Source organism: Nonomuraea fuscirosea (assembly GCF_035917475.1).
GTDB classification, from domain to species: domain Bacteria; phylum Actinomycetota; class Actinomycetes; order Streptosporangiales; family Streptosporangiaceae; genus Nonomuraea; species Nonomuraea fuscirosea.
The window spans coordinates 8,713,162-8,734,333 of record NZ_CP109074.1 but is presented as its reverse complement, the minus strand read 5'-3'; the positions used below and the strand labels follow the sequence as shown (position 1 = coordinate 8,734,333).

Below are 21,172 nucleotides of genomic sequence, written 5' to 3'. Positions count from 1 at the left end.
AATCGCCGAAGGCACTAGGAGAAGTTGATGAAGCCCGCGTACATCCCCATTCCGCACACGTACCGCAGCAGGCCGGGTGGCTGGGGCGGCAAGCGTACGGTGGCGGGGACGGAGACGTCGCGCCCGCCGATCACGACGGTGCCGGTGCAGCCGCGGTCGAGCAGCTTGAAGACCACGTCCACGGGCTCGCCCGCCCGCGCCTCCACCATGGCCGGCCGGTAGCCCTCGCGCGTCGCCCACACGGTGACCGACGGCACGGCGCCCGGTTCCGCCGCGGCGACGGGAGCGGCGACAGGAGCGGCGGCAGGTGTGGCGGCGGTGGCCGCCCAGCCGCCCAGGCTGACCCCGGACCCGGCCGTCCAGAGGCCGGCGGCGAGCGCCACGACCCCGGCCAGCCGGGCCAGCCGGGTCCGCGAGACGCGCCGCAGCACGTAGCCGAGCAGCGCGAACGCCGGCGCGGTGCCGGCCACGAACCCCGCCATCGCCGCCGCTCCCGCCAGCGGCGAGCCGCTGGAGATCGCCAGCATCTCGACGCTGAGCGTCACCCCGCAGGGCAGCAGGACGGTGGCCGCGCCCAGCAGGGGTGCCCGGTAGCGGGGCGGAGTCGCCGGCTCCGGTGCGGCGCAGGCTCCATGGCCGCGCCGCAGCAGCCTGACGGCGAAGCCGGCCACGGTGAGCCCGGCCGCGACGAGCAGCGCCGCCCGGGCCTGGGGCGGCAGGCTGACGGCCGAGCCGAGCAGCCCGAGCAGCGCCCCCGCCAGCGTGTACGAGACCAGCCGTCCCGCCAGGAACCAGCCCACCAGCGCCCGGTCCCGCCCGTGACGGCCGTCGGCCAGACCCATGAGGAGCCCGCCCTGCGTGGCGGTGCACGTGGCCGCGCCGGCGACGAGGCCGGCGGCGACCCCGCCCGCCAGCAGTGTGACGGCCTGGGCGCTCAGTGGACGAGCGCCAGGCTGTCCAGAGCCCCGCTCTTGGCGGCCTCCACGATGGAGCCGAACTGGTCGTGGCTCATCTCGACGCGCTGACCGAAGTCGTCGACGATGATCACCTGGCGCTCGTCGGGCGCCGTGGCGTCGACGAACAGCTCCGGGCAACCGCAGCTGCACTGGCCGCAGAACTTGGTGATGGACCGCATCTGTCGTCCCCACTTCCTTGAGACCATCACCCGGAACCTAACGCGGACCCATGGGTACGACCAGTGACAGTTGCCGCACTCAAGGTGACGTTTATGCCGCATCGTCCTCAGCGTTCTGCCGCATCGCCGCCGGCGTCAGACGGCATCACCGCCGGCGTCAGGCGGAACTGCCGCCGGCGTTACGCGGAGCCGCCCCTGAGGACGGACATCTTCTCGAAGTACTCGTCGTCGCTCATCTCGCCGCGGGCGTACCGCTCGGCCAGGATCTGCTCGGCCGACGCGGTGGGAGAGCCGCCGGGCGCGCCGGGAGCGTGGGCGGCGGCTCCGCGGCGCGGCCCCCACCAGCCCTTGCGCCAGCCCGTGACGGCCAGCGCGATGACGGCGATCCAGAACAGGCCCCAAACGGCCGGGAAGATCGGCGCGAAGCCGATGCCAGGACCCCAGTGCGGACCCCAAGTGGCGATCGTGTTCATGTCTCCTCCTCCTTGACGTGTACCTCAAGGGTCCGCCGGAAGCAGACGCGGCGAATCGCACCACGGGCGCTCTCGCGGCTGCGCCCGCTGGAGTGTTCGGCGGGGCCGCGCGTACGACAGCGGGGGTAGGGCGCCGGCGTGGCTCCTCGTCCTCAGGACGGGGGCGGCCTCATGCCCGCGATCGCCCGCCCCGCGGCGGCCCGGCCCTTGCCGGAGGCTCCCGACGCCTCGGTGGCCGGGTGGGTCAGGCCAGGCAGAACTCGTTGCCCTCGGGGTCGGCCAGGACGACCCAGTCGTCGTGGGTGTCCAGCAGCACGGCCCCGAGCCCGATCAGCCGGTCGATCTCCGCGTCGACGTCGTCGGCGCGCAGGTCGAGGTGGAGCCGGTTCTTGACGATCTTGCGTTCCGGCACCCGCTGGAACCACAGCCGCGGCGACCCGCCCTCGACCAGCACGGTCGGGTCGTCCTCCGGGTCCTCGATCCCCTCGCCGCGCAGCCGCTGCAACTCAGCCTCGTCGTAGGGCGCCACCGCGTAGCCGTCGAGCGCCTCGGCCCAGAACCGGGCCAGCGAGGCGGGATGCCGGCAGTCGACCACCACGTCACGCAGCCTGGCCATCGGGCCTCCTCGCCTCGATGAGGAACCGGGCGGAGTGGGCCACGAACGGCCCGTCCGCCTCGATCAGATCGTGCAGCTCGCGCAGCCGGCCGGCGTAGCGCTCGACCGAGAACCCGGGCACGGTCCAGATCACCTTCCGCAGGAAGTAGATCACCGCCCCGATGTCGCGGAACTCCATCCGCAGCCGCTCGAAGCGCAGGTCGACGACCTCCAGGCCGGCGGCCTCCGCCTCGGCCACGGCGTCGTCGGGCTGACGACGGCCCTCGCCCTGGGGCCCGAGGAAGTATTCGTACAGCTCGGCCACGCTGCGCGGCCCGACCTGCTGGGACAGGTAGGTCCCGCCGGGCTCCAGCACGCGGGCGATCTCCTCCCACCAGGTCTTCACCGGATGTCGGCTGGTCACCAGGTCGAAGGTGCCGGCGGCGAACGGCAGGCGGGCGTCCTCGTCGCTCGCGACCACCCGGGCGCCGCGCGGGCGCAGACGGGAGGCGGCCAGCCTGAGGTTGGGCGGCCACCCCTCGGTGGCCACGGTCACCGGCGGCAGGGAGGGCAGACCGGCCAGGATCTCGCCGCCGCCGGTCTGGATGTCGAGCGCGGCCCTGGCCCCGGCCATGCGCTCGCCGATCAGCCGGGAGTAGCCCCAGGAGGGGCGCTCCTCGGTGGCCCGCCCGTCGAGCCAGGAGAAGTCCCAGCCGTCCACGGACACCTTCTCGGCCTCTTGGACCAGGTCCTCGTACGTGCGCCGCATCCTTCGACCCTCTCAACGGCCGGGCCCGCCGATCAACCAATTTTCGTCAAGCGATGCGGCTGCGTACGGCCGCCCGGTCGATCCCGAGCTGGTCGATGACCTGCGCGGCCGGGTCGGGCTGTTTGCGCTCCAGCAGCCCGAGCACCAGGTGGCGCGGCGCCTGCGCGTCTCGCGTCTTCATCGTGGTGGCCTTGATGGCCTCGTTGAGCACGGCGCGGGCGCTCGACGTGAGCGCCGTGCTGGGGACGCGCGGATGCTTGCGCGGCCGCTCGGGCAGGTCGCCCACCTCCAGGCCGAGCATGCGCAGCGAGGCCCGGTCGAGCTCGACGAGCGCCGCACGGCCGGCGGCCAGGTCCACGCCCAGCGTGCGGGCGGACTCCTCGTGGTGGAGCAGGCCGAGCAGCAGGTGCTCGGTGCCCATCCGGCGGTCGCCGCGCAGCTGGGCCTCCTCCAGCGCGCCCTTGATGATCACCGACACGGGGCTCTTCTGCTTGCCGAACATCGTCATCCCCTCACTTCCCGTATTTGGCGTGCACCGACTGCCGTGACATGCCGAGCGCGTCGCCGATCTGCTCCCAGGTCCAGCCCTGCTCCCTGGCCAGGGCCACGGAGACGGCCTCGACCTGCTCGGCCAGCCGGTGCAGCGCGCCGACCGCCCGCAGGCCCATCGCCGGGTCGTTGGCCCTGATCCGCTCGGACAGCTCTGTTACGTCCACGGTTGTCAGGCTAGCTTGACAAGCCGGATTTTGTCAATCTAGCCTGACGGGCATGGAAGATGTGCTGATCGTGGGGGCGGGCCCGGTGGGGCTGATGCTCGCGTGCGAGCTGAGCCTGGCCGGAGCCCGCCCGATCGTGCTGGAGAAGAGGGCCGAGGCGAGCGGACTGCCCAAGGCCAACGGGCTGGGCGGGCAGATCGTCGACGTGCTCGACCACAGAGGGCTGCTCGATCGCTTCAGCGCGGGCAGCCCGTTCTCGGGCCGGGCCCCCGGGTTCCCGTTCGGGGCGGTGCCGCTGCGGTTCGACGGGATCGACGACGTCCCGCTGCGGATGCTGCTGATCCAGCAGCCCCGGCTGGAGCGGCTGCTGGCCGAGCGGGCACACGAGCTCGGCGTCGAGATCAGGAGAGGGTGCGAGGTCCGCGACCTCGCCCAGGACGAGGAGGGGGTGACGCTCGACACCGGGGACGGGCCGATCAGGGCCCGGTACGTGGTCGGCTGCGACGGGGCGCGCAGCGTCGTCCGCGAGCGGGCCGGGATCGCCTTCCCCGGCACCAGCGAGGCGGATGGGCTGCTGTTCGGCCACTTCAAGGCCGACATCAAGGTCTTCGAGTCGCTGGAGGGCGAGGGCCTCGAACCGGGCTGGAACCGCCGGCCGAACGGGCGCGTGCTGCTCACCTCGCTGCAGGACGGCGTGCTCATCGCCGGCGTACGGGCCCCCGGCGCGTTCACCGAGGAGGAGGTGAGCCTGGCGGACTTCCGCGCGGCCGTCCGCGACGTGCTGGGCGTGGACGTGCCGCTGGGCGAGCCGATCTGGATGTCGCGCACGGTCGCGCAGGGCCGGCTGGCCGAGCGGTACCGGACCGGCCGGGTGTTCCTGGCGGGGGACGCCGCCCACCTGTTCCCCGCGGGCGGCTCGGCGCTCAACGTCGGCATGACGGACGCGGTCAACCTCGGCTGGAAGCTGGCCGCCGTGCTGCGCGGGCGGGTGCGGGAGACGTTGCTGGACACGTACGAGCCGGAGCGCAGGGCGATCGGCGAGCGCACGCTCCTGCACAGCCGGGCGCAGTCCGCGATCGACCGGGCCGAGGGCGAGGACGGCGCGGCGCTGCGCGAACTGCTCGGCGAGGTGTTCGCCTTCGCGGAGCCCGCCCGCCACCTCGCCATGCTGCTGCACGACTCCGGCATCCAGTACGGATCGCCCGGCGGACTCGATGGGGTGGCCGGCGGATCGGACGGCGGATCGCCCGGCACGGCGGGGGACGGCGGGGAGAAGGACGGCGGGGCGGTCGTCGGGCGGTTCGTGCCCGATCTGGTGCTGGCGGGCGGCGGGCGGGTGGCCGAGCTGATGCGCGCGGCCCGTCCCGTGCTGCTCGACCTGGGCGGCGGCGCCGGCTCCGCGGCGCTGCTCGGCGACGACTGGATCGACGTGGTCAGGGCCCGCTGCGACGACCCGCCCGCCGACACGTTGCTGATCCGCCCCGACGGCTATGTGGCCTGGGCCGGGGCGGACGGGATCGAGGAGGCCGCCCGCGACTGGTTCGGCCTGGCGACCGCCCGATGACCAGGACTCACAGCCAGCCGGGTTTGACCAGGCCCGACTCGTAGGCGATGACGACGAGCTGGGCCCGGTCGCGGGCGTGCAGTTTCATCATGGCCCGGCTCACGTGCGTCTTCGCCGTCGCCGGCGACATGAACAGCTTGGCCGCGATCTCGTCGTTGGTCATCCCGGTGCCGACCAGGGCCAGCACCTCACGTTCGCGTTCGGTGAGCTGGTCGAGGCCGTCGGCGGCGAGCGGCTCCTTGGCGCGAGAGGCGTACTCGGCGATCAGGCGCCGGGTGACGCTGGGCGACAGCAGCGCCTCCCCGGCGGCCACCACCCGCACCGCCTGGATCAGCTCGGCCGGCTCGGTGTCCTTGACCAGGAAGCCGCTGGCGCCGCCGCGCAGTGCCTCGAAGACGTACTCGTCCAGCTCGAACGTGGTCAGGATGATGATGTGCGGCCCCGGCGGCATCTGCCGGGTGGCGGTCAGGCCGTCGGTGCCCGGCATGCGGATGTCCATCAGCACGACGTCGGGCCGGTGCTCGCCCGCCAGCCGGACGGCCTCCGCGCCGTCGGAGGCCTCGGCCACCACGGTCATGTCCGGCTGGGCGTCGAGCAGCGCCTTGAACCCCGCCCGGACCAGCGCCTGGTCGTCCGCCAGCAGCACGTTGATCATGAGGTCTCCTCGTCAGGTAGTGGCAGCCGGGCCTGGACCTGGAAGCCGCCGCCGCCGGAAGGGCCGGCGACCAGTGTGCCGCCAAGCGCGGAGGCCCGCTCGCGCATGCCGGGGATGCCGTTGCCGCTGCCCGCCTCGGCCAGTACGGCGGGGGTAGTGGCGCCCGTGTCGGAGACCTGGACGACCAGCTCCCGCTCGCCGTACTCCAGGCGCACGCCGACCTCGGAGCCGGGTGCGTACCGGGCGGCGTTGGTGAGCGATTCCTGCACAATCCGGTACGCAGCCCGTTCCACCTGCGGCGGCAGCGGCCGGGAGCCCACGCGCTTGAGCGACACCCGCAGCCCGGAGCGCTCGATCAGCTCGTCGAGCCGGTCGAGCCCGGCGGTCGGGGAGCGCGGGGCGCCCTCGCGCAGCACGTTCAGCACCGAGCGCATCTCGCCGAGCACCTCCTTGGAGGCCGTCTTGATCGTGGCCAGCGCGGTCCTGGCCTGCTCGGGGTTGGCGTCGATGAGGTGGAGCGCGGTGGAGGCCTGCACGTGGATCAGCGAGATGTTGTGCGCGAGCACGTCGTGCAGCTCCTGGGCCATGGTCAGGCGCTCCTCGCTGGCCTGCCGCCTGGCCTCCTCCTCGGCGATCCGCTCCTGCTCCATGCGCCGTTCGCGGACGATCCTGACCAGCTCGCCGACCACCATCAGCAGCATGATCGCGGTCAGCACCCACACGCTGTGGAAGAGGTCGGGGCGGCCCACCAGCCAGGCGTAGGACAGGAACGACAGCAGCGTCATCAGCGCCATGAACCAGGCCATCAACCGCTTGCCCCGCGTGACCAGCAGGAACAGCATGACCGCCGGGCTGATGAAGCTGGGGCCGTAGGCGTACCCGCCGATCAGGAACAGGTCGCACGCGGCGAGCGCGGCGGCGGTGGTGAGCAGCGGGAAACGGCGGTGGACGAGGAGCGCGAGCGGGCCGACCAGCAGCAGGAGGTGCGGGTAGGGGCCTACGAGCGGCTCACGGAACGAGCGCTGCCCCCAGCTGGCGCCCCTGGCTATCACCATCTGGGCGACCGCCACGATCAGGGCGAGATATGGATCGAAACCGTACTTCCTGCGCACCTCACCCACGCTAGATCACCCCTCCGACCAGCGCATCACCCCTGCGTCTGAGGGGGCCCTACCACTATGGGGGTATGTGGTCCAAGGTGAGAATCATGCGCCGTGTGCTCATTCCCGCAGCAGCAGTCCTCATCTCGCTCGTGCCCGCGCAGGTCGCGCTGGCCGGGCCGCCCCATCATCAGCCGCCGCCCCAGAAGGTCCCCGTCGCCGAGGGGTACGGCGGAGCGGTCGCCACCGTCGACCTCGACGCCAGCAAGGCCGCCATCTCCGTGCTCAAGAAGGGCGGCAACGCCATGGATGCCGCCGTCGCCGCCGGCGCGGTGCTCGGCGTCACGGAGCCGTACTCGTCGGGCCTGGCCGGCGGCGGCTTCATGGTCTACTACGACGCCAGGCAGCGGAAGGTCTTCTCCATCGACGGCCGCGAGACCGCGCCGCGCGCCATGACCGCCACCACGCTGGAGGGCATCCCGTTCGACGAGGGTGTGACCAGCGGCCTCTCGGCGGGGGTGCCGGGCACGGTCGCGAACTGGGAGCTGGGCCTGCGCCGGTTCGGGACGATGTCCCTCAAGCAGGCGCTCCAGCCGGCCATCGAGGTGGCCTCCAAGGGTTTCGTGGTCGACCAGACGTTCCACGACCAGACCGCCCAGAACGCCGACCGGTTCAAGGACATCACCTCCACGGCCAAGCTGTACCTGCCGAACGGCGCCCCGCCTCCGGTCGGGTCGGTCTTCAGGAACCCGGAGCTGGCGGCCACCTACCGCGAGCTCGGCAAACGCGGCCCGGAATGGCTGTACGGCGGCCGGCTCGGCCAGGAGATCGTGGCCACGGTCAAGAGGCCGCCGGTCACCCCGGGCAGCACCCGTAACGTGCGCCCCGGCCTGATGGAGCTGTCCGACCTGCGCGCCTACCGGGCGCTGCTCCGCGAGCCGACCAAGATCTCCTACCAGGGCATGGACGTGTACGGCATGGCCCCGCCCTCCTCCGGCGGCTCCACGGTCGGCGAGGCGCTCAACATCCTGGAGGCCCTGCCGCAGGTGGGCCTGCACGAATACCTGGAGGCGTCCCGGCTGGCCTTCGCCGACCGCGGCAAGTACGTCGGCGACATCCCCGGCGTGCCGCTCAAGGAGCTGCTGTCCGACGGCTTCGCCAAGGAGCGGGCCTGCCTGGTCGGCGACACGGCCATGGCCCACCCGGCCGCGCCGGGCAACCCCGACGGCCGCTACGAGCGCTGCGACCGGCCGACGGGCGAGGCGGCACCGCCCGCGCAGGAGGGCCCCGAGACCACCCACCTGGTCGTCGCCGACCGCTGGGGCAACGTGGTCGCCTACAACCTGACCATCGAGTCCACCGGCGGCAACGGCATCGTGGTGCCGGGACGCGGGGTGCTGCTCAACAACGAGCTGACCGACTTCACCTTCGGCCCGGCGCCCGGCGACCCGAACCTGCCGGCTCCCGGCAAGCGCCCGCGCTCGTCGATGGCCCCGACGCTGGTCTTCGAGCACGACAGGCCGGTGCTGGCGGCCGGTTCGCCCGGCGGCTCCACCATCATCACGACCGTGCTGCAGATCCTGGTCAACCGGTACGAGCTCGGGATGAACCTGCCCGAAGCGCTGGCCGCGCCGCGCGCCACGCAGCGCAACACCGCGCAGACGCAGGCCGAGCCGGCCTTCCTGGCCGCGCACCAGGCGGAGCTGGAGGCCAAGGGGCACACGTTCGCGCCCAACCCGGAGATCGGCGCGGCCACCGCGCTGGAGTTCCTGGGCCGGGACCGGATCCAGGCCGTGGCCGAGCCGACCAGGCGCGGCGGCGGCAGCGCGCTGGTGGTCTCCGCTAGAAGATGAGCTCGTAGGCGCCGGGCTTCACCTTCCGCGTACGCGCCCAGTACTCGAAGGTGAAGCCCGGCCAGAGCGTCCGGTTCACGCCGTGCTCGTCCAGGTACCAGGACCGGCAGCCGCCCGCGCTCCAGACCAGCGGGTCGAGCCGGGCGCGCAGCCGGTCGTTGTAGCCGCGCTGCGCCCGCGGCCGCACGTCCAGGGCCCTGGCCCCGGTGCGGGAGAGCAGGCGCAGGCACTCGATGACGTACCTGACCTGCGACTCGATCATGAACACGACCGAGTTGTGCCCGAGGCCGGTGTTGGGGCCGAGCAGGAAGAACAGGTTGGGGAAGCCCGAGGCGGTGATGCCGTGGTAGGCCTCCACGCCGCCCTTCCAGGCGTCCTGGACGCTCAGTCCGTCCCTGCCGGTGATGTGCCGGTCGGTCAGCGCGTCCACCACCTTGAAGCCGGTGCCGTAGACGATCGCGTCGGCCTCGTGCTCCACCCCGGCGGCGTCCACGATCGAACGCTCCCGGATCTCGGTGATCGCCTCGGTGACCAGCGAGACGTTCGGCCTGGTCAGGGCCGGATAGTAGTCGCTGGAGATGAGGATGCGTTTGCAGCCGATCACGTAGTCCGGGGTGAGGGCGCGGCGCAGGACGGGGTCGGGCACCTGGGCTTCGAGGTGGCGCAGGGCGAGGCGCTCGTGGCCCTTCATCAGCCGCGGGTCCACCGCGAAGCCCAGCGCCCGGCTCTCCAGGGCCCAGTAGATGCCGCCGCGAAGGGTCCTCGCCGCGCCGGGCAGGCGCAGGAGCCGGCGGGCGGCGGGGGAGAAGGCGAAGTCGGGCTTGGGGTGAATCCAGGGTGGCGTGCGCTGGAAGACGGTCAGGTGGCGGGCGGCGGGGGCCAGCTGCGGGATGAACTGGACGGCGGAGGCGCCGGTGCCGATGACGGCGACGCGCTTGCCGGTCAGGTCGGCGGAGTGGTCCCATTCGGCGGAGTGGAAGGCGGGGCCGGCGAAGGACTCACGCCCCACAATTTCCGGAAATTTCGGTATATGGAGGGCGCCTATGCCGGAGACGACCGCGTTGGTGCGCAGGACCTCGCCGTCCTGCGTGGTGACCGTCCAGTCGCGGCGGCCGTCGTCGTACTCCAGCGCGACGACGTCCTTGCCGTACCGGAGATGCGGGGTGATGCCGTACTTGGCCGCGCAGGCGCGCAGGTAGTCCTGGATCTCCTCGCGCGGCGCGAACATCCGCGACCAGTCCGGATTCAGCTCGTACGAGTAGGAGTACATGTGCGAGGGCACGTCGCACGCGCAGCCCGGATAGGTGTTGTCCCGCCAGGTGCCGCCCAGTTCGCCGGCCTTCTCCAGGATGACGAAGTCGTGGTAGCCGGCCTCCTTGAGTTTGACGGCCATGCAGATGCCGGCGAAGCCGGAGCCGACGATCACCAGTCCTGGCTCGCCCACGGGTCCTCCTGAAGGTCGCGCGCTTATTGGACGCTGAATCCAATGTAAGAAGCGCTGCCCGGCGCGGTCCAGAGTGATCCCGCTCACGCACCCTGTTCTTCCCCGCGCCACGCCCGGGAACGACGAAAACCCGCCACGGCCTCCGCGGCGGGTGATGCTGTCGGCTGACTACTGGAGCAGCAGGAAGGCGGCTACGCCGACGATCACGACCGCGGCGACGACCGCGATGATGGGGATGAGGGGCGACTTCTTGGGCTTGGCAACGGCCTCCTGCTCGCGCGCGTTCGCGAACGCGCGGAAGGCCTGGGTGTTGCCCGCCGGGTCAATATGCTGGTCAGACATGGGCAGCAGCCTAGCGTGCTCGCCTGTTCCGTTTGTGCCTTTTAGTGTGATCCGTAGGTATGGGCTGATTAGCAGACCGCCCCACCCGGCGGATACTTTGAAGGCATGCTGAGGACCCTGCTCTCACCCCGCATCCTGGGGCTGCACCTGCTCACGATCGGGGTCCTCATCGCCTTCATCCTGCTCGGCCGCTGGCAGCTCGGAGTCTTCCAAGATTCGGGAAAGCCTCATGCGGCCACCGATCCCGCGCCCGTCACGGTCGCCACGCTCGCCGGGGTCGGCACCCAGATGGACGGCGAGGCGGTCGGCCGCAGGGTCACCGCGCAGGGCGTCTACGAGGCCGGCCGGCAGCTCCTGGTCGCCGACAGGAAGCCCGATGTCGACGCCCCCGGCGGCAACGTCTCGCGCGACGAGGGTTACTGGGTGCTCACGCCGCTGCGGCTCGACGACGGCACGCTCATCCCGGTCGTCCGCGGCTGGACGGCCAAGCCCGACGACCCGGCCGTGGCCGTGGTGCCGCAGGGGCAGGTCGCGGTGACCGGGCGGCTGCGGCCGCAGCAGGGCACCGACAGCGTGCAGCGGCGCTCGGAGGGCCTGCCCGCCGGCCAGGTGCAGACCGTGTCCACGGGCGAGCTGGTCAACCTGTGGAGCGGGCAGCGGGTGCGCACCGGCTATGTGGTGGCGCAGCCGGCCTCGGGCTCGCTGGCGCCGGTCCAGGTGAACCCGCCGGTGGTCGGAGGCACGTTCACCTGGCGTAACCTGGCATATGCCGCCAACTGGTGGATCTTCGCTGGATTCGCCGTCTTCATGTGGTTCCACTTCGTCCGCGACGCCGTACGAGCGGATCGGGACCGCGGCAAGTCGTCCCCTGAGATGGTTCTGGAAGGTTAACGGTGGAATCGGCTCTGAAGCCCTTCCGGGCACTCGCGTACGTGGTCGGCGTCATGCTGCTCGTGCTCTGCGTCGGCATGGTGCTGCGCTACGGCTTCGACCAGCCGGCCATGTCGAAGATCATCGCCCCGATCCACGGCGGGCTCTACATGATCTATCTGATCACGGTGATGAACCTGGGCATGAAGGCACGCTGGGCGTGGCCGTACATGCTCGGTGTCATGCTCGGCGGCACGGTGCCGTTCCTGTCCTTCTACGTGGAGCGACGGGTGACCCAGCGCGTGCAGACGGCGCTGGCCGCGGCGGAGGCCTGACCGGGCTTCGCCCGATCGGGCCCCGCCGCCCCGAAAGCCTCAGCGGCCGATGCCGCGCCTGCGGGCCCGCTTGAGCCGCTCACGCTGCGACGGGTCGAGCATCAGGTAGCCGACCACAGGGGCGGCGACCAGGCCGAGGACGACCAGCAAGGTGACCCAACCGGGCAAGAAGATCAGCGAGAGCAGAACCGCGGCGCCTGCGCCGATGGCGTACTTCTGAACTGGCGACATCCTCAACTTCCTCCGAACGCGGAGCGCGCGCCCCGCCTCTCCCACATTCTGCGTCCTCTGTCCAACGTGTGAACCCGTCGCTGAGGTTCCGTTCGCGATGTATCGCAATCGTTGTGCCGGAGGTCAAGCACTTCCTGAGGCGATCCTGAGCAGGTCGCGGCGGAGCTCGTCCAGTGTGGGACGTTCCAACGGGTTGCCCGACAGGAGCTGGAAGAGCACCGGAGCCAGCGGGCCCGCCCGCCGCAACGGCGCGCCCGGCGCGGGCGGCCCGCCCTCGACGGCGGTGAACAGGGTGGCCCCGAGCGACCACAGATCGGCGGCCTGGGTGGCGGCGCCTTCGGGAGCCGTGTACGCCGGGAGCGTTCCCGGCCCCGGCAGCGGCGTCAGCCGGGCCCGGCCCCAGACGTCGATGAGCACGTTCCCCGGCTGCACGCCGCCGTGGAACCCGCCCCAGTCCGCCAGCCGGTCGAGCACGGCCAGCCCGATCGCGGCCACCTGGGCCGGCGGCAGCGGGCCCGACGCCCTGACGACGGTGTCCAGCGGCCGGTCCACCGCCAGCCGCTCCAGCGTCTCGCGCACCACCTCCGCCGGCGGCGGCCCCAGACTTCCCGACGAGCTCTTCACCGGCCGGAGCATCGCCCTGACCAGCGACCTGAACGGGTCGGCGCCCTCGGTGGGCGCCCGGCCCGGCGGCCGGCCCTCGACCGCGAAGTGCAGCGTGGCCGCCAGCGCCCACAGGTCCGCGGAGGGCAGCATGCTGAGACTGGGGAAGCCGAACCCGGTGAGCACCGCCCGGCCGGTCGTGGTCAGCAGCACGTTGCCGGGATCGACCCGGCCGTGCACGATCCCCGCCGCGTGCGCGGCGGTCAGCGCCGACAGGACGCAGACGCCGATCCTGGCCGCCTGCGGGACGGGCAGCGGACGGCGCGAGCGGACGGTCTGCTCCAGCGACGCCCCCGAGACGAACTCCATGACCAGCCACGGCTCGCCGTCCTCGACCAGCACGTCGAGCACCCGCACGACGAAGGCGTGACGCAGCGCGGTCGCCCTGCGCGCCTCCTGCAGAGCGGCCTCGCGCAGCTCAGGGGGCACCCGTAGGCGCCTGACCGCGACGTCGCGGTGTTCCGCCTCGTCGAAGGCCAGCCGTACGGATCCCGCCCCCAAGGGATTCAGCAGCCGGTAGCGACCGTTCAGTTTCCTGGTCTCATCAGCCATTCCGAGTCGCACGATAGCTCCCCGGCCGCCGCATGACCATGGGCCTGAGCGATCAATCCGAACCGCCGCGCGACCAGCTCTCGTGGGCCGCGCGCACCTTGTGCCAGAGCCGGTCCTTCTCTTCGGCGCTCACGTCGTCCAGCGGCAGCAGGAACACGTCCGCCAGCGCCGCGTAGTAGTCGCGCGACGTGCACAGCGTCACCGACTGCGTGCCGTTCCCGAGGCGCTTCAGCTGCAGCCCGCGCAGGACGTCCACCCCGTAGGCGTCGCGCCGCTGCACCGTGGCCACGCGGACGAAACCCGAGGCCGGCGACGTGGTCAGGTGGCGGTGCATGTCCGCGAACGCCGACATCTGGGCCGGTTCGAGCCCGAAGTCCATGCCCTCGAACGAGCCGCCGGGGTCGTGGTCGAGCCGCCAGCCGCCGGGCGCCACCTCCGACGGGCGCAGCACGTACCGGAACGGGCCCTGCCGGTAGTCGCCCGCGACCAGCGGCAGCGGCTCGTGCAGGGCGTCGCCGAGCCCCACGTCCACCAGCCACGCACCGCCCGGATTGGCCTCCGACGGCAGGCCGCGCACGGTGAGCACCAGGTGGTTGCCGGTGACGCCGGGCTCGCCGCCCCGGTTCTGCACGCCGCCGACGTGCCGGGTCACCTCGTAGCCGAGGGCCGCGAGCAGCTCCGAGAACGCGCCGTTGAGGTGGTAGCAGTAGCCGCCCCTGCCACGCAGGATGCGCTCGGCCGACTCCAGCGGATCGACGGTCGTGGTGCGGCCGAGCCAGATCTCCAGCGCTTCGTAGGAGACCTTTTCGATGTGCGCGGCGTGCAGGGCGCGCAAGCCCTCCGCGCTCGCGGGAGCGCCGAGCAGCGCGGGCAGGCCGAGGCGGCGGAGGTATCCGGGGGTGTTCACGCCGCCAAGTCTGCACGGATTGTGCACGAATCGGGGGGTGTCGTCTGCACAGGCCGCTCGTAGTCTTTCGTACGTGGCAGAGCAGCGACGCATTCTCGTGGTCGAGGACGACGTGACCATCGCGCTCGCCGTACGGAACAGGCTGGCCGCCGAGGGCTTCGACGTCAGGGTGGCCGGCGAGGGGCAGGACGCCCTCGTCCAGTACGGCAGCGCGGAACCGGATCTGGTGGTCCTCGACCGGCTGTTGCCCGGCATGGACGGGCTGGAGGTGTGCCGCAGGATGCAGGCGGCCAGGCCGGTGCCCGTCCTCATGCTGACCGCGCTGGGGGAGGAGACCGACGTGCTGGTCGGGCTGGGGGTCGGGGCCGACGACTACCTGACCAAGCCGTTCAGCATGCGGGAGCTGGTGGCCAGGATCCACGCGCTGCTGCGCCGGGTGGAGCGCGCGGCCCAGCTGGCGGCCGAGGACACCGTGATCAGGGTCGGCGAGGTCGAGATCGACACCGCCGCCCGCCGCGTCTTCGTCCGCGGCGCGGAGGCCCAGCTCACGCGGACCGAGTTCGACTTGCTGCGCCGCCTGGCCGAACGTCCCGGGCAGGTCTTCGAGCGTGACCGGCTGCTGTCGGACGTGTGGGGCTTCTCCGAGGCGGCGGCGACCAGGACCGTCGACAGCCACGTCCGCGCGCTGCGCCGCAAGCTCGGCTCCGACGTCGTCCGCACGGTGCACGGCGTCGGATACGCCCTGGTCCGGCGATGAACCCGCTCGATTTTCTCGGCCGGATCAAGGTCAAGCTCGGCATCGTGATCGTGCTGGCCGTCGGGACCGCGTTCGTGGTGAACGAGCTCGGCATCCAGTCAGGGCTCACCCGCGAGACGCGCATCGCGGTCGCGGTCGTGCTGGCGCTGATCATGGTGCAGGTCCTGGCCATGGGCATGACCAAGCCGCTGCGCCAGATGGCCAGCGCCGCCCAGACCATCGCCAAGGGCAGCTACACCCTGCGCGTGAACGCCACCTCCCGCGACGAGGTGGGCGAGCTGGCCAGGGCCTTCAACGCGATGGCGGCCGACCTCGGCGAGGTCGACCGCCAGCGGCGCGAGCTCGTCGCCAACGTCAGCCACGAGCTGCGCACCCCCATCACCGGGCTGCGCGCCGTGCTGGAGAACGTGGTGGACGGCGTCTCCGCGCCCGACCCCGTCACCATGCGCACCGCGCTCGCCCAGACCGAACGGCTCGGCCGGCTCGTCGCCCAGCTGCTCGACCTGTCGCGGCTGGACTCCGGCACCCGCCTGATCGAGGCCGAGGCCGTCGAGCTGGCGCCGCTGATCGAGCAGGCGGTACGCGAGGCGTCGCTGGCGCGCGAGGACGTCGTGATCCGCTCGTCCGTCCCGGCCGGCCTGGTCGTGCGCGCCGACCCCGACCTGCTCGCCCAGGTGCTGGCGAACCTGCTCGACAACGCGGTACGGCACAGCCCGCCCGCGGGCGAGGCGGTCATCCGGGCCGCGGCGTCGGGCGCCGAGGTGCGGCTGGAGGTCGCCGACCAGGGGCCCGGCATTCCGGCGTCGGCCAGGGCGCGCGTCTTCGAGCGCTTCTCCCGGCTGGACGCGGGGCGGGCGGCCGACTCGGGCGGGGCCGGGCTGGGGCTGGCCATCGTGAAGGAGATCGTCGAGCTGCACGGGGGATCCATTCGAATCGACGACGGTGCGGGTTGCCGGATGGTCGTCGAGCTACCAGGAAGGACGACGATGGCTGAGGCGCCATTAGAGGGTGCACGCGACACGGGGGACGTGGAGCGCTCACTGCCCGCCGGTGCCGCCGAACCGGCGGAGGAGGCCCTACCTGCTCCGGCCGGGCAACCGGTTGACGCGGTGCACGCGTCCGGGCCGCCGGCGAGTCCGGTCATGGCGGCGGGCGCGTCCTCGGACGGTGTGCCAGCTGAGAAGGCCCCGATGGCGACCGCCACGGCCGGCCCTGCCGCGGCGGCGGTCGTACGGACCGAGGTGCCCGGTGGTGGCGGGCCGGTCGGGGCCGGTCCGGCAGGGGGGCACGCCTGGCCGATCGCGCCGGGCGGGGGCGGGATGCCGCCGGTGGGGATGCCGGTCTATCCGCCGCCGCGTGAGCCGTTCGCCGGTGGGCTGGGCCGGATGGTCGTCGGCGGCGTCCTCGGGCTGCTGGTCGGGCTGGTCGGCGGCATGTTCGCCGCCGTGCTGGCCAGCGTGGTCGTGGGGGACGGGGCGGCGCTGGTGACGCTCATCGGGTGCACCGCGCTCATGGGAGCACTCGGCGCCTCACTGGGAGCGGGGTCCGGCAGGAGGGCGATGGAGGCGTACCAGGCGGCCACCCGGGCGGGCCTGCACGCCGGCACCCCTGAGGGAAGCCAGGCCGGGGCGCCGGGCGGGGAGCCGTACCGGGGGCAGATGGGGCCGCCGCCGGCCTACGTGCCGCCGCCGCTCTTCCCCAGGCCCGAGGTGCCCGATCCGCCGCGCTGGCTGCTGCCCGCCGCCGTGGGCGCCGGCGTGTTCGCCGCGGTGGCGCTGCCGGAGGCGCAGGTCGGGCTGGGCATCGTGCTGGTCGCGATGGTGGTGGGCGGCGCGGCGCTGCCCGCGCTGCTGCACCGGATGACGCCGTGGACGCTGGCGTTCGGGCTCACCGCGTACTGGCTGATCTCGATGGCGGCGGTGCGGGACGCCGACTGGCTGGTGGCCATCCTGCTCGTGGCGGGAGCCGGGCTGGGTGCGCTGGCGGTCTCCGGAGCGGGCGCCGGCTGGGTCGGCGTGATCAGGGGCGGGATGTCGGTGCTGCTGGCGTTCGGCCCGGTGCCCTGGTTCCTGGCCGGGCCGCTCAGGCGGCTGACGGCGCGGCGGCGGGTCCTGCCCATGGTGGGCGCGCTGAGCATCACGGCGGTGCTGCTGCTGGTGTTCGGGCTGCTGTTCGCCTCGGCGGACGCGATCTTCGCCTCGTATGTGGAGCGGCTGACCACCACCCCCGAATGGGCGGAGTCGATCCCGGGCCGGATCTTCCTGTTCCTGCTGTTCGCGGTGCTGCTGGTCGCCGTGGTCCTGGTCGCGCTGCGGCCGGTCGTGGACCCGGTGGGGCCGGGGACGAGGTTCCGCGTGAGCCGGAGCATCTGGGCGCTCCCGCTCACGGCGGTGAACATGCTGTTCGCCTCGTTCGTGGCGGTGCAGATCACGGCGCTGTTCGGCGGCGACACGCTGGTGCTGAGGACGGCGGGCCTGACCTACGCCGAGTACGCCAGGCAGGGGTTCTTCCAGCTCGTGGTGGTCAGCGTGTTCGTGCTGGGCATCGTGGCGGTGGCCGCGGGGCTGCTCAGGGTCGAGCGGGCCGAGCGCTGGCTGCTGGCCGCGCTGCTCGGCGTGCTCTGCGGGCTCACCATGGTGGTGCTGGCCTCGGCCCTGCACCGGATGAACCTCTACACCGACGCCTACGGCCTGTCCCGGCTGCGCCTGTCCGTGGAGGCCACCGTGTGGTGGCTGGGCGCGCTGTTCGCCCTGGTGCTGCTGGCGGGCGCGGCCCGGCTCACCGGCCGTCGGTCCGGCTGGCTGCCCAGGACGATCGTGCTGGTCACCGGGCTGGGGCTGGTGGCGTTCTCGATGGTCAACCCCGATCTGCGGGTGGCGGAGTCGCAGGTGCAGGTGCGCGGCGTCACCAAGCTGGACTCCGACTACCTCGGCGATCTCGGCGCGGAGGCCGTGCCGGCCCTGGACCGGCTGCCGGAGCCGCAGCGCAGCTGCGTGCTGGCGGACGTGATCGCGGCCAACCGGCTGGACCGGCCCGACCCGTGGAACGGCTGGAACCTGGCCCGTTCCAGGGCCCGGGACCTGCTGGCCGAGCGGCCCGTGGTGAAGGGGGTGGGATGTACTCCGGCGTACTTGCAGCGCTCTGATTGAATCTTGGGGTGAGCTTCGACGTAGTCATCAGCGGCGGGCGGGTGCTCGACGGCACGGGCGCCCCGCCGTACCGGGCGGACGTGGCGATCGCGGGCGATCGGGTCGCGGCGGTCGGCAGGCTCGACGGCGCGACGGCGGGCAGCGTGATCGACGCGACCGGGCGGTTCGTCGCGCCCGGGTTCGTCGACTGCCATGCCCACGGTGACGCGGTCGTGTTCGACCCCGGCGTGCAACTGGCGGCGTTGCGGCAGGGGGTGACGACGTTCGTGCTGGGCCAGGACGGGCTGTCGTTCGCGCCGGGATCCGCCGCCACCGTCGCCTACGCCTCCCGCTACTTCGCCGCCGTCAACGGCGAGCCGGGGTCCGCCTTCGGGCCGGGGCCGTTGAGCGTGGCCGAGCTGCTCGGCGCCTATGACCGCGCCGTGGCGCTCAACACCGCCTACCTGCTGCCCCACGGCACCATCCGCTACGACGTCATGGGCCCGTCGGCCGAGCCCGCCTCGCCCGGCGACCTGGCCGCGATGCTGCGGCACGTCGAGCGGGGGCTGTCGGAGGGCGCGGCGGGGCTGTCGAGCGGGCTCGAATACCTGCCCGGCGGCTACGCCACCGCCGAGGAGCTGGCCGCCCTGTGCGCCCCGCTCGGCGGGCTCCCGTACGTCACCCACATGCGCGCCTACGGCGAGCGCGCCGGGGTCGGCATGGCCGAGGTGGTGGACATCGCCGGGCGTTCCGGCGCCGCCGTGCACGTCTCGCACCTGCACGGGCCCGCCGACGTGCTGCTGCCGCTGGTCGACGAGGCGCTCGGCAAGGGCGTCGACCTCACCTTCGACACCTACCCCTACCTGCGCGGCAACACGATCCTGGCGATGATCGTGCTGCCGCCGTCCGTGCCGGGGGCCGAGCCCGCCCGGGCCCTGGAGATGATCGGCTCCGGCGCGCTCGACGACTGGTGGCCGACGCTGGCCACGACCTGGTCCCGGCTGACCGTCTCCCACGCGCCCGGCCTGGAGTGGGCCGAGGGGCTGACCATCGTCGCGGCGGCCGGGCGGGCGGGGGTGGAGCCGGCCGAGTTCTGCCGCCGTCTCCTGACGGAGACGAACCTGGAGGCCGGCGTGGTCTCCGCCCGGCCCGACGAGGGCCCGCTGGGCGAGGAGTCCGTACGCCGGGTGTTGCGGCATCCGTCCCAGACCGGCGGCTCCGACGCCATCTACGTGGGCGGGCACCCGCATCCGCGCGGGTTCGGGGCGTTCGCCAGGTTCCTCGGCCGGCACGTCAGGGAGCTGGGCGACTGGACCTGGGAGCAGGCCGCGACGCACCTTTCGTCCCATCCGGCCCGGCGCTTCGGGCTGACCGACCGGGGGCTGCTGCGCCGCGGGTTCGCCGCCGACGTGGTGGTGTTCGACCCGGCCGTGGTGGGCGACCTGGCCACGTACCAGGAGCCGCGCAGGCCGGCGGAAGGCGTGGACGACGTGCTCGTCTCCGGGGTGCGCGTGCTGGCCGGAGGCGAGCTCACCGGGGCCACCCCCGGGCGGGCGCTCCGGCCCTGAACGCCGGAACGGTTGGGATAGGGTCGGACGCGGACGAAGGGGGTGTTGTGCCGGCGAACCTCGGCCAGTCGGTCTTCGACGGCGGGCTCGAATTTCCCGCGATGCTGGTGCACAGGGGCGCGCTGGCGCACAACGTGACCACGATGGCGGCGTTCGTCCGCGACCACGGCATGGAGCTGGCGCCCCACGCCAAGACGCACATGTCGCCCGAGATCGCCGCGATGCAACTCGCCGCGGGAGCCTGGGGGCTCACCGTGGCGACGCCCCGGCAGGCCGAGACGGTCAGGGGGTTCGGGGTTCGGCGGATCATGGTGGCCAACCAGGTGGTCGATCCCGCGGGGCTCACCTGGGCCGCGCACGAGCTGGAGCGCGACCCCTCGTTCGAGTTCCTGAGCTTCGCCGACTCCACGGCCGGGGTCGACATCCTGGCCGGCCACGCCGGGCCGCGGCCGTTCCGGGTGCTGGTCGAGCTGGGCCACGAGGGCGGCAGGGCCGGCTGCAGGTCGGTCAAGGAGCTGCTGGAGCTGGCCTCCTACGTGCAGGTGACCCCCGGCGTGGAGCTGGCCGGGGTGGCCGGATACGAGGGCGGGCTCAAGAGCGCCGACGAGGTCCGCGACTATCTTGGCTCGCTCCAAGAGGCCGTCGAACACCTCCGCGTCCGCAATCCCATCCTCAGCGTGGGCGGCAGCCAGTGGTTCGACGTGATCGGCCGCGAGCTCGTCGCCACCCAGGCCAGGATCCTGCTGCGCAGCGGCGCCTACGTCACCCACGACGACGGCTTCTACCGGGAGCGCACCCCGTTCAACCGGATGGAGGGCGAGCTGCGCCCGGCGCTGGAGGTGTGGGCGCACGTGCTGTCCACGCCCGAGCCGGGGCTGGCCATCGTGGGCATGGGCAAGCGGGACGCGCCCTACGACGAGGGCCTGCCGATCCCGCGCCGCGGCGGCGTCACGATCGTGAAGATGCAGGACCAGCACACCGTGGTCCGCGCCACCGGGCTCAAGCCCGGTGACCTGCTGGCCTTCGGCATCTCCCATCCGTGCACGGCCTTCGACAAGTGGCGGCTGCTGCCGCTGGTGGACCGGGACTACCGTGTCGTAGGCACGATAAGCACCAACTTCTAGGGAGATCTCGTGAAAAAGGAGCTCAGGACCACCGAAGGCGCCGCCCCGGTCGGCGCCTACTCGCAGGGACTCGTGGTGGGCGACTTCGTCTACACCTCCGGCATGGGGCCGCTCGACCCCAAGGCCGGCGAGGTCGTCGGCACCGACGTCGCCACCCAGACGCACCAGGTCATGCGCAACCTCGGCGCCATCCTCGCCGCGCACGGCCTCGGCTTCGACGACGTCGTCAAGTCCACCGTGCACCTGCAGCACCTCAAGCGCGACTTCGCCGCCTACAACGAGGTCTACAAGTCGTACTTCAACCAGCCCTACCCGGTCCGCACGACCGTCGGGTCCGAGCTGATGGACATCCTCGTGGAGATCGACTTCGTCGCGCACAAGAGCGCTTAAG

General features: G+C 72.5%; 23 protein-coding genes. 9 read left to right on the top strand and 14 right to left on the bottom strand.

The genetic code is table 11. The features are described from left to right. Positions 1–14 precede the first annotated feature (14 nt). The 7 genes from OIE67_RS39730 to OIE67_RS39700 form a co-directional block, all read right to left on the bottom strand. Positions 15–914, bottom strand: coding sequence for an urease accessory protein UreH domain-containing protein (locus tag OIE67_RS39730; protein WP_326645623.1), 900 nt, complete (start codon positions 912–914; stop codon positions 15–17). Between the two features lie 20 nt (positions 915–934). After that, the gene (locus OIE67_RS39725) at positions 935–1,135 is read right to left on the bottom strand and encodes a hypothetical protein (protein WP_106236821.1); all 201 of its coding nucleotides are present in this window, start codon (positions 1,133–1,135) and stop codon (positions 935–937) included. 179 nt (positions 1,136–1,314) lie between these two features. Beyond that, entirely contained in the window at positions 1,315–1,608 is a 294-nt protein-coding gene (locus tag OIE67_RS39720; protein ID WP_326630189.1) for an SHOCT domain-containing protein, read from the bottom strand. Positions 1,609–1,852: 244 nt separating this feature from the next. Next, positions 1,853–2,224, bottom strand: coding sequence for a VOC family protein (locus OIE67_RS39715; RefSeq protein WP_106236824.1), 372 nt, complete (start codon positions 2,222–2,224; stop codon positions 1,853–1,855). Then, positions 2,208–2,972 carry a class I SAM-dependent methyltransferase gene (locus OIE67_RS39710; RefSeq protein ID WP_326630186.1) on the bottom strand — a complete coding sequence of 255 codons (765 nt, stop codon included), beginning with the start codon at positions 2,970–2,972 and terminating at the stop codon, positions 2,208–2,210. The genes OIE67_RS39715 and OIE67_RS39710 overlap by 17 nt, the downstream gene beginning before the upstream one ends. Before the next feature lie 46 nt (positions 2,973–3,018). Then, entirely contained in the window at positions 3,019–3,474 is a 456-nt protein-coding gene (locus tag OIE67_RS39705; protein ID WP_326630184.1) for a Clp protease N-terminal domain-containing protein, read from the bottom strand. 10 nt (positions 3,475–3,484) lie between these two features. Further along, on the bottom strand, positions 3,485–3,688 hold the full coding sequence (locus OIE67_RS39700) for a helix-turn-helix domain-containing protein (protein ID WP_181449102.1): 204 nt from the start codon (positions 3,686–3,688) through the stop codon (positions 3,485–3,487). Positions 3,689–3,740: 52 nt separating this feature from the next. On the opposite strand from OIE67_RS39700, the gene OIE67_RS39695 reads away from it, so the two are divergent. Next, positions 3,741–5,252, top strand: a complete 1,512-nt coding sequence (locus OIE67_RS39695) for an FAD-dependent monooxygenase (RefSeq protein WP_326630182.1) — start codon at positions 3,741–3,743, stop codon at positions 5,250–5,252. Between the two features lie 7 nt (positions 5,253–5,259). Here OIE67_RS39695 and OIE67_RS39690 read toward each other — a convergent pair whose 3' ends face one another. Both OIE67_RS39690 and OIE67_RS39685 read right to left on the bottom strand, forming a co-directional pair. Beyond that, positions 5,260–5,907, bottom strand: a complete 648-nt coding sequence (locus OIE67_RS39690; RefSeq protein ID WP_326630180.1) for a response regulator transcription factor — start codon at positions 5,905–5,907, stop codon at positions 5,260–5,262. Next, positions 5,904–7,019 carry a sensor histidine kinase gene (locus tag OIE67_RS39685; RefSeq protein ID WP_326630178.1) on the bottom strand — a complete coding sequence of 372 codons (1,116 nt, stop codon included), beginning with the start codon at positions 7,017–7,019 and terminating at the stop codon, positions 5,904–5,906. Before OIE67_RS39685 ends, OIE67_RS39690 begins: the two co-directional genes overlap by 4 nt. Before the next feature lie 95 nt (positions 7,020–7,114). Here OIE67_RS39685 and ggt point away from each other — a divergent pair, with 95 nt between their 5' ends. Beyond that, positions 7,115–8,860, top strand: coding sequence for a gamma-glutamyltransferase (ggt, locus tag OIE67_RS39680; RefSeq protein WP_326630176.1), 1,746 nt, complete (start codon positions 7,115–7,117; stop codon positions 8,858–8,860). Here the strand turns inward: ggt and OIE67_RS39675 are convergent. After that, complete coding sequence (locus OIE67_RS39675; protein WP_326630174.1) at positions 8,850–10,304, bottom strand: flavin-containing monooxygenase; 1,455 nt, start codon at positions 10,302–10,304, stop codon at positions 8,850–8,852. The two genes, ggt and OIE67_RS39675, sit on opposite strands and share 11 nt — an antisense overlap. 168 nt (positions 10,305–10,472) lie before the next feature. Continuing rightward, on the bottom strand, positions 10,473–10,646 hold the full coding sequence (locus OIE67_RS39670; RefSeq protein ID WP_326630172.1) for a hypothetical protein: 174 nt from the start codon (positions 10,644–10,646) through the stop codon (positions 10,473–10,475). A 105-nt stretch (positions 10,647–10,751) separates the two neighbouring features. On the opposite strand from OIE67_RS39670, the gene OIE67_RS39665 reads away from it, so the two are divergent. Then, positions 10,752–11,537, top strand: coding sequence for an SURF1 family protein (locus OIE67_RS39665; protein WP_326630170.1), 786 nt, complete (start codon positions 10,752–10,754; stop codon positions 11,535–11,537). A gap of 2 nt (positions 11,538–11,539) precedes the next feature. Then, positions 11,540–11,851, top strand: coding sequence for a DUF3817 domain-containing protein (locus OIE67_RS39660; RefSeq protein ID WP_106236832.1), 312 nt, complete (start codon positions 11,540–11,542; stop codon positions 11,849–11,851). A gap of 39 nt (positions 11,852–11,890) precedes the next feature. Here OIE67_RS39660 and OIE67_RS39655 read toward each other — a convergent pair whose 3' ends face one another. The 3 genes from OIE67_RS39655 to OIE67_RS39645 all read right to left on the bottom strand — a co-directional run bounded on the left by OIE67_RS39655 (position 11,891) and on the right by OIE67_RS39645 (position 14,204). After that, on the bottom strand, positions 11,891–12,082 hold the full coding sequence (locus OIE67_RS39655; protein ID WP_106236833.1) for a hypothetical protein: 192 nt from the start codon (positions 12,080–12,082) through the stop codon (positions 11,891–11,893). A 123-nt stretch (positions 12,083–12,205) separates the two neighbouring features. Next, positions 12,206–13,297 (bottom strand): protein kinase domain-containing protein, encoded by a 1,092-nt coding sequence (locus OIE67_RS39650; protein WP_326630167.1) that lies wholly within the window; start codon positions 13,295–13,297, stop codon positions 12,206–12,208. A 52-nt stretch (positions 13,298–13,349) separates the two neighbouring features. Then, complete coding sequence (locus tag OIE67_RS39645) at positions 13,350–14,204, bottom strand: arylamine N-acetyltransferase family protein (protein ID WP_326630165.1); 855 nt, start codon at positions 14,202–14,204, stop codon at positions 13,350–13,352. 73 nt (positions 14,205–14,277) lie between these two features. On the opposite strand from OIE67_RS39645, the gene OIE67_RS39640 reads away from it, so the two are divergent. From OIE67_RS39640 to OIE67_RS39620, 5 genes are read left to right on the top strand one after another with little or no spacing between them, the layout of a single operon-like run. Continuing rightward, positions 14,278–14,961, top strand: a complete 684-nt coding sequence (locus tag OIE67_RS39640) for a response regulator transcription factor (RefSeq protein ID WP_245955703.1) — start codon at positions 14,278–14,280, stop codon at positions 14,959–14,961. Continuing rightward, entirely contained in the window at positions 14,958–18,110 is a 3,153-nt protein-coding gene (locus OIE67_RS39635) for a DUF4153 domain-containing protein (RefSeq protein WP_326630162.1), read from the top strand. The genes OIE67_RS39640 and OIE67_RS39635 overlap by 4 nt, the downstream gene beginning before the upstream one ends. Positions 18,111–18,118: 8 nt before the next feature. After that, positions 18,119–19,657, top strand: a complete 1,539-nt coding sequence (locus tag OIE67_RS39630) for an N-acyl-D-amino-acid deacylase family protein (RefSeq protein WP_326630160.1) — start codon at positions 18,119–18,121, stop codon at positions 19,655–19,657. 47 nt (positions 19,658–19,704) lie between these two features. Further along, complete coding sequence (locus OIE67_RS39625; RefSeq protein WP_326630158.1) at positions 19,705–20,781, top strand: alanine racemase; 1,077 nt, start codon at positions 19,705–19,707, stop codon at positions 20,779–20,781. 9 nt (positions 20,782–20,790) lie between these two features. Further along, positions 20,791–21,171, top strand: coding sequence for a RidA family protein (locus tag OIE67_RS39620; protein ID WP_326630156.1), 381 nt, complete (start codon positions 20,791–20,793; stop codon positions 21,169–21,171). The last annotated feature ends 1 nt before the right edge of the window (position 21,172 follow it).

Coding starts and splice junctions, on each gene's coding strand:
- OIE67_RS39725 (WP_106236821.1), bottom strand. CDS start 1,135: ATGCGGTCCATCACCAAGTTCTGCGGCCAGTGCAGCTGCGGTTGCCCG.
- OIE67_RS39720 (WP_326630189.1), bottom strand. CDS start 1,608: ATGAACACGATCGCCACTTGGGGTCCGCACTGGGGTCCTGGCATCGGC.
- OIE67_RS39715 (WP_106236824.1), bottom strand. CDS start 2,224: ATGGCCAGGCTGCGTGACGTGGTGGTCGACTGCCGGCATCCCGCCTCG.
- OIE67_RS39710 (WP_326630186.1), bottom strand. CDS start 2,972: ATGCGGCGCACGTACGAGGACCTGGTCCAAGAGGCCGAGAAGGTGTCC.
- OIE67_RS39705 (WP_326630184.1), bottom strand. CDS start 3,474: ATGTTCGGCAAGCAGAAGAGCCCCGTGTCGGTGATCATCAAGGGCGCG.
- OIE67_RS39695 (WP_326630182.1), top strand. CDS start 3,741: ATGGAAGATGTGCTGATCGTGGGGGCGGGCCCGGTGGGGCTGATGCTC.
- OIE67_RS39690 (WP_326630180.1), bottom strand. CDS start 5,907: ATGATCAACGTGCTGCTGGCGGACGACCAGGCGCTGGTCCGGGCGGGG.
- ggt (WP_326630176.1), top strand. CDS start 7,115: ATGCGCCGTGTGCTCATTCCCGCAGCAGCAGTCCTCATCTCGCTCGTG.
- OIE67_RS39670 (WP_326630172.1), bottom strand. CDS start 10,646: ATGTCTGACCAGCATATTGACCCGGCGGGCAACACCCAGGCCTTCCGC.
- OIE67_RS39665 (WP_326630170.1), top strand. CDS start 10,752: ATGCTGAGGACCCTGCTCTCACCCCGCATCCTGGGGCTGCACCTGCTC.
- OIE67_RS39655 (WP_106236833.1), bottom strand. CDS start 12,082: ATGTCGCCAGTTCAGAAGTACGCCATCGGCGCAGGCGCCGCGGTTCTG.
- OIE67_RS39650 (WP_326630167.1), bottom strand. CDS start 13,297: ATGGCTGATGAGACCAGGAAACTGAACGGTCGCTACCGGCTGCTGAAT.
- OIE67_RS39635 (WP_326630162.1), top strand. CDS start 14,958: ATGAACCCGCTCGATTTTCTCGGCCGGATCAAGGTCAAGCTCGGCATC.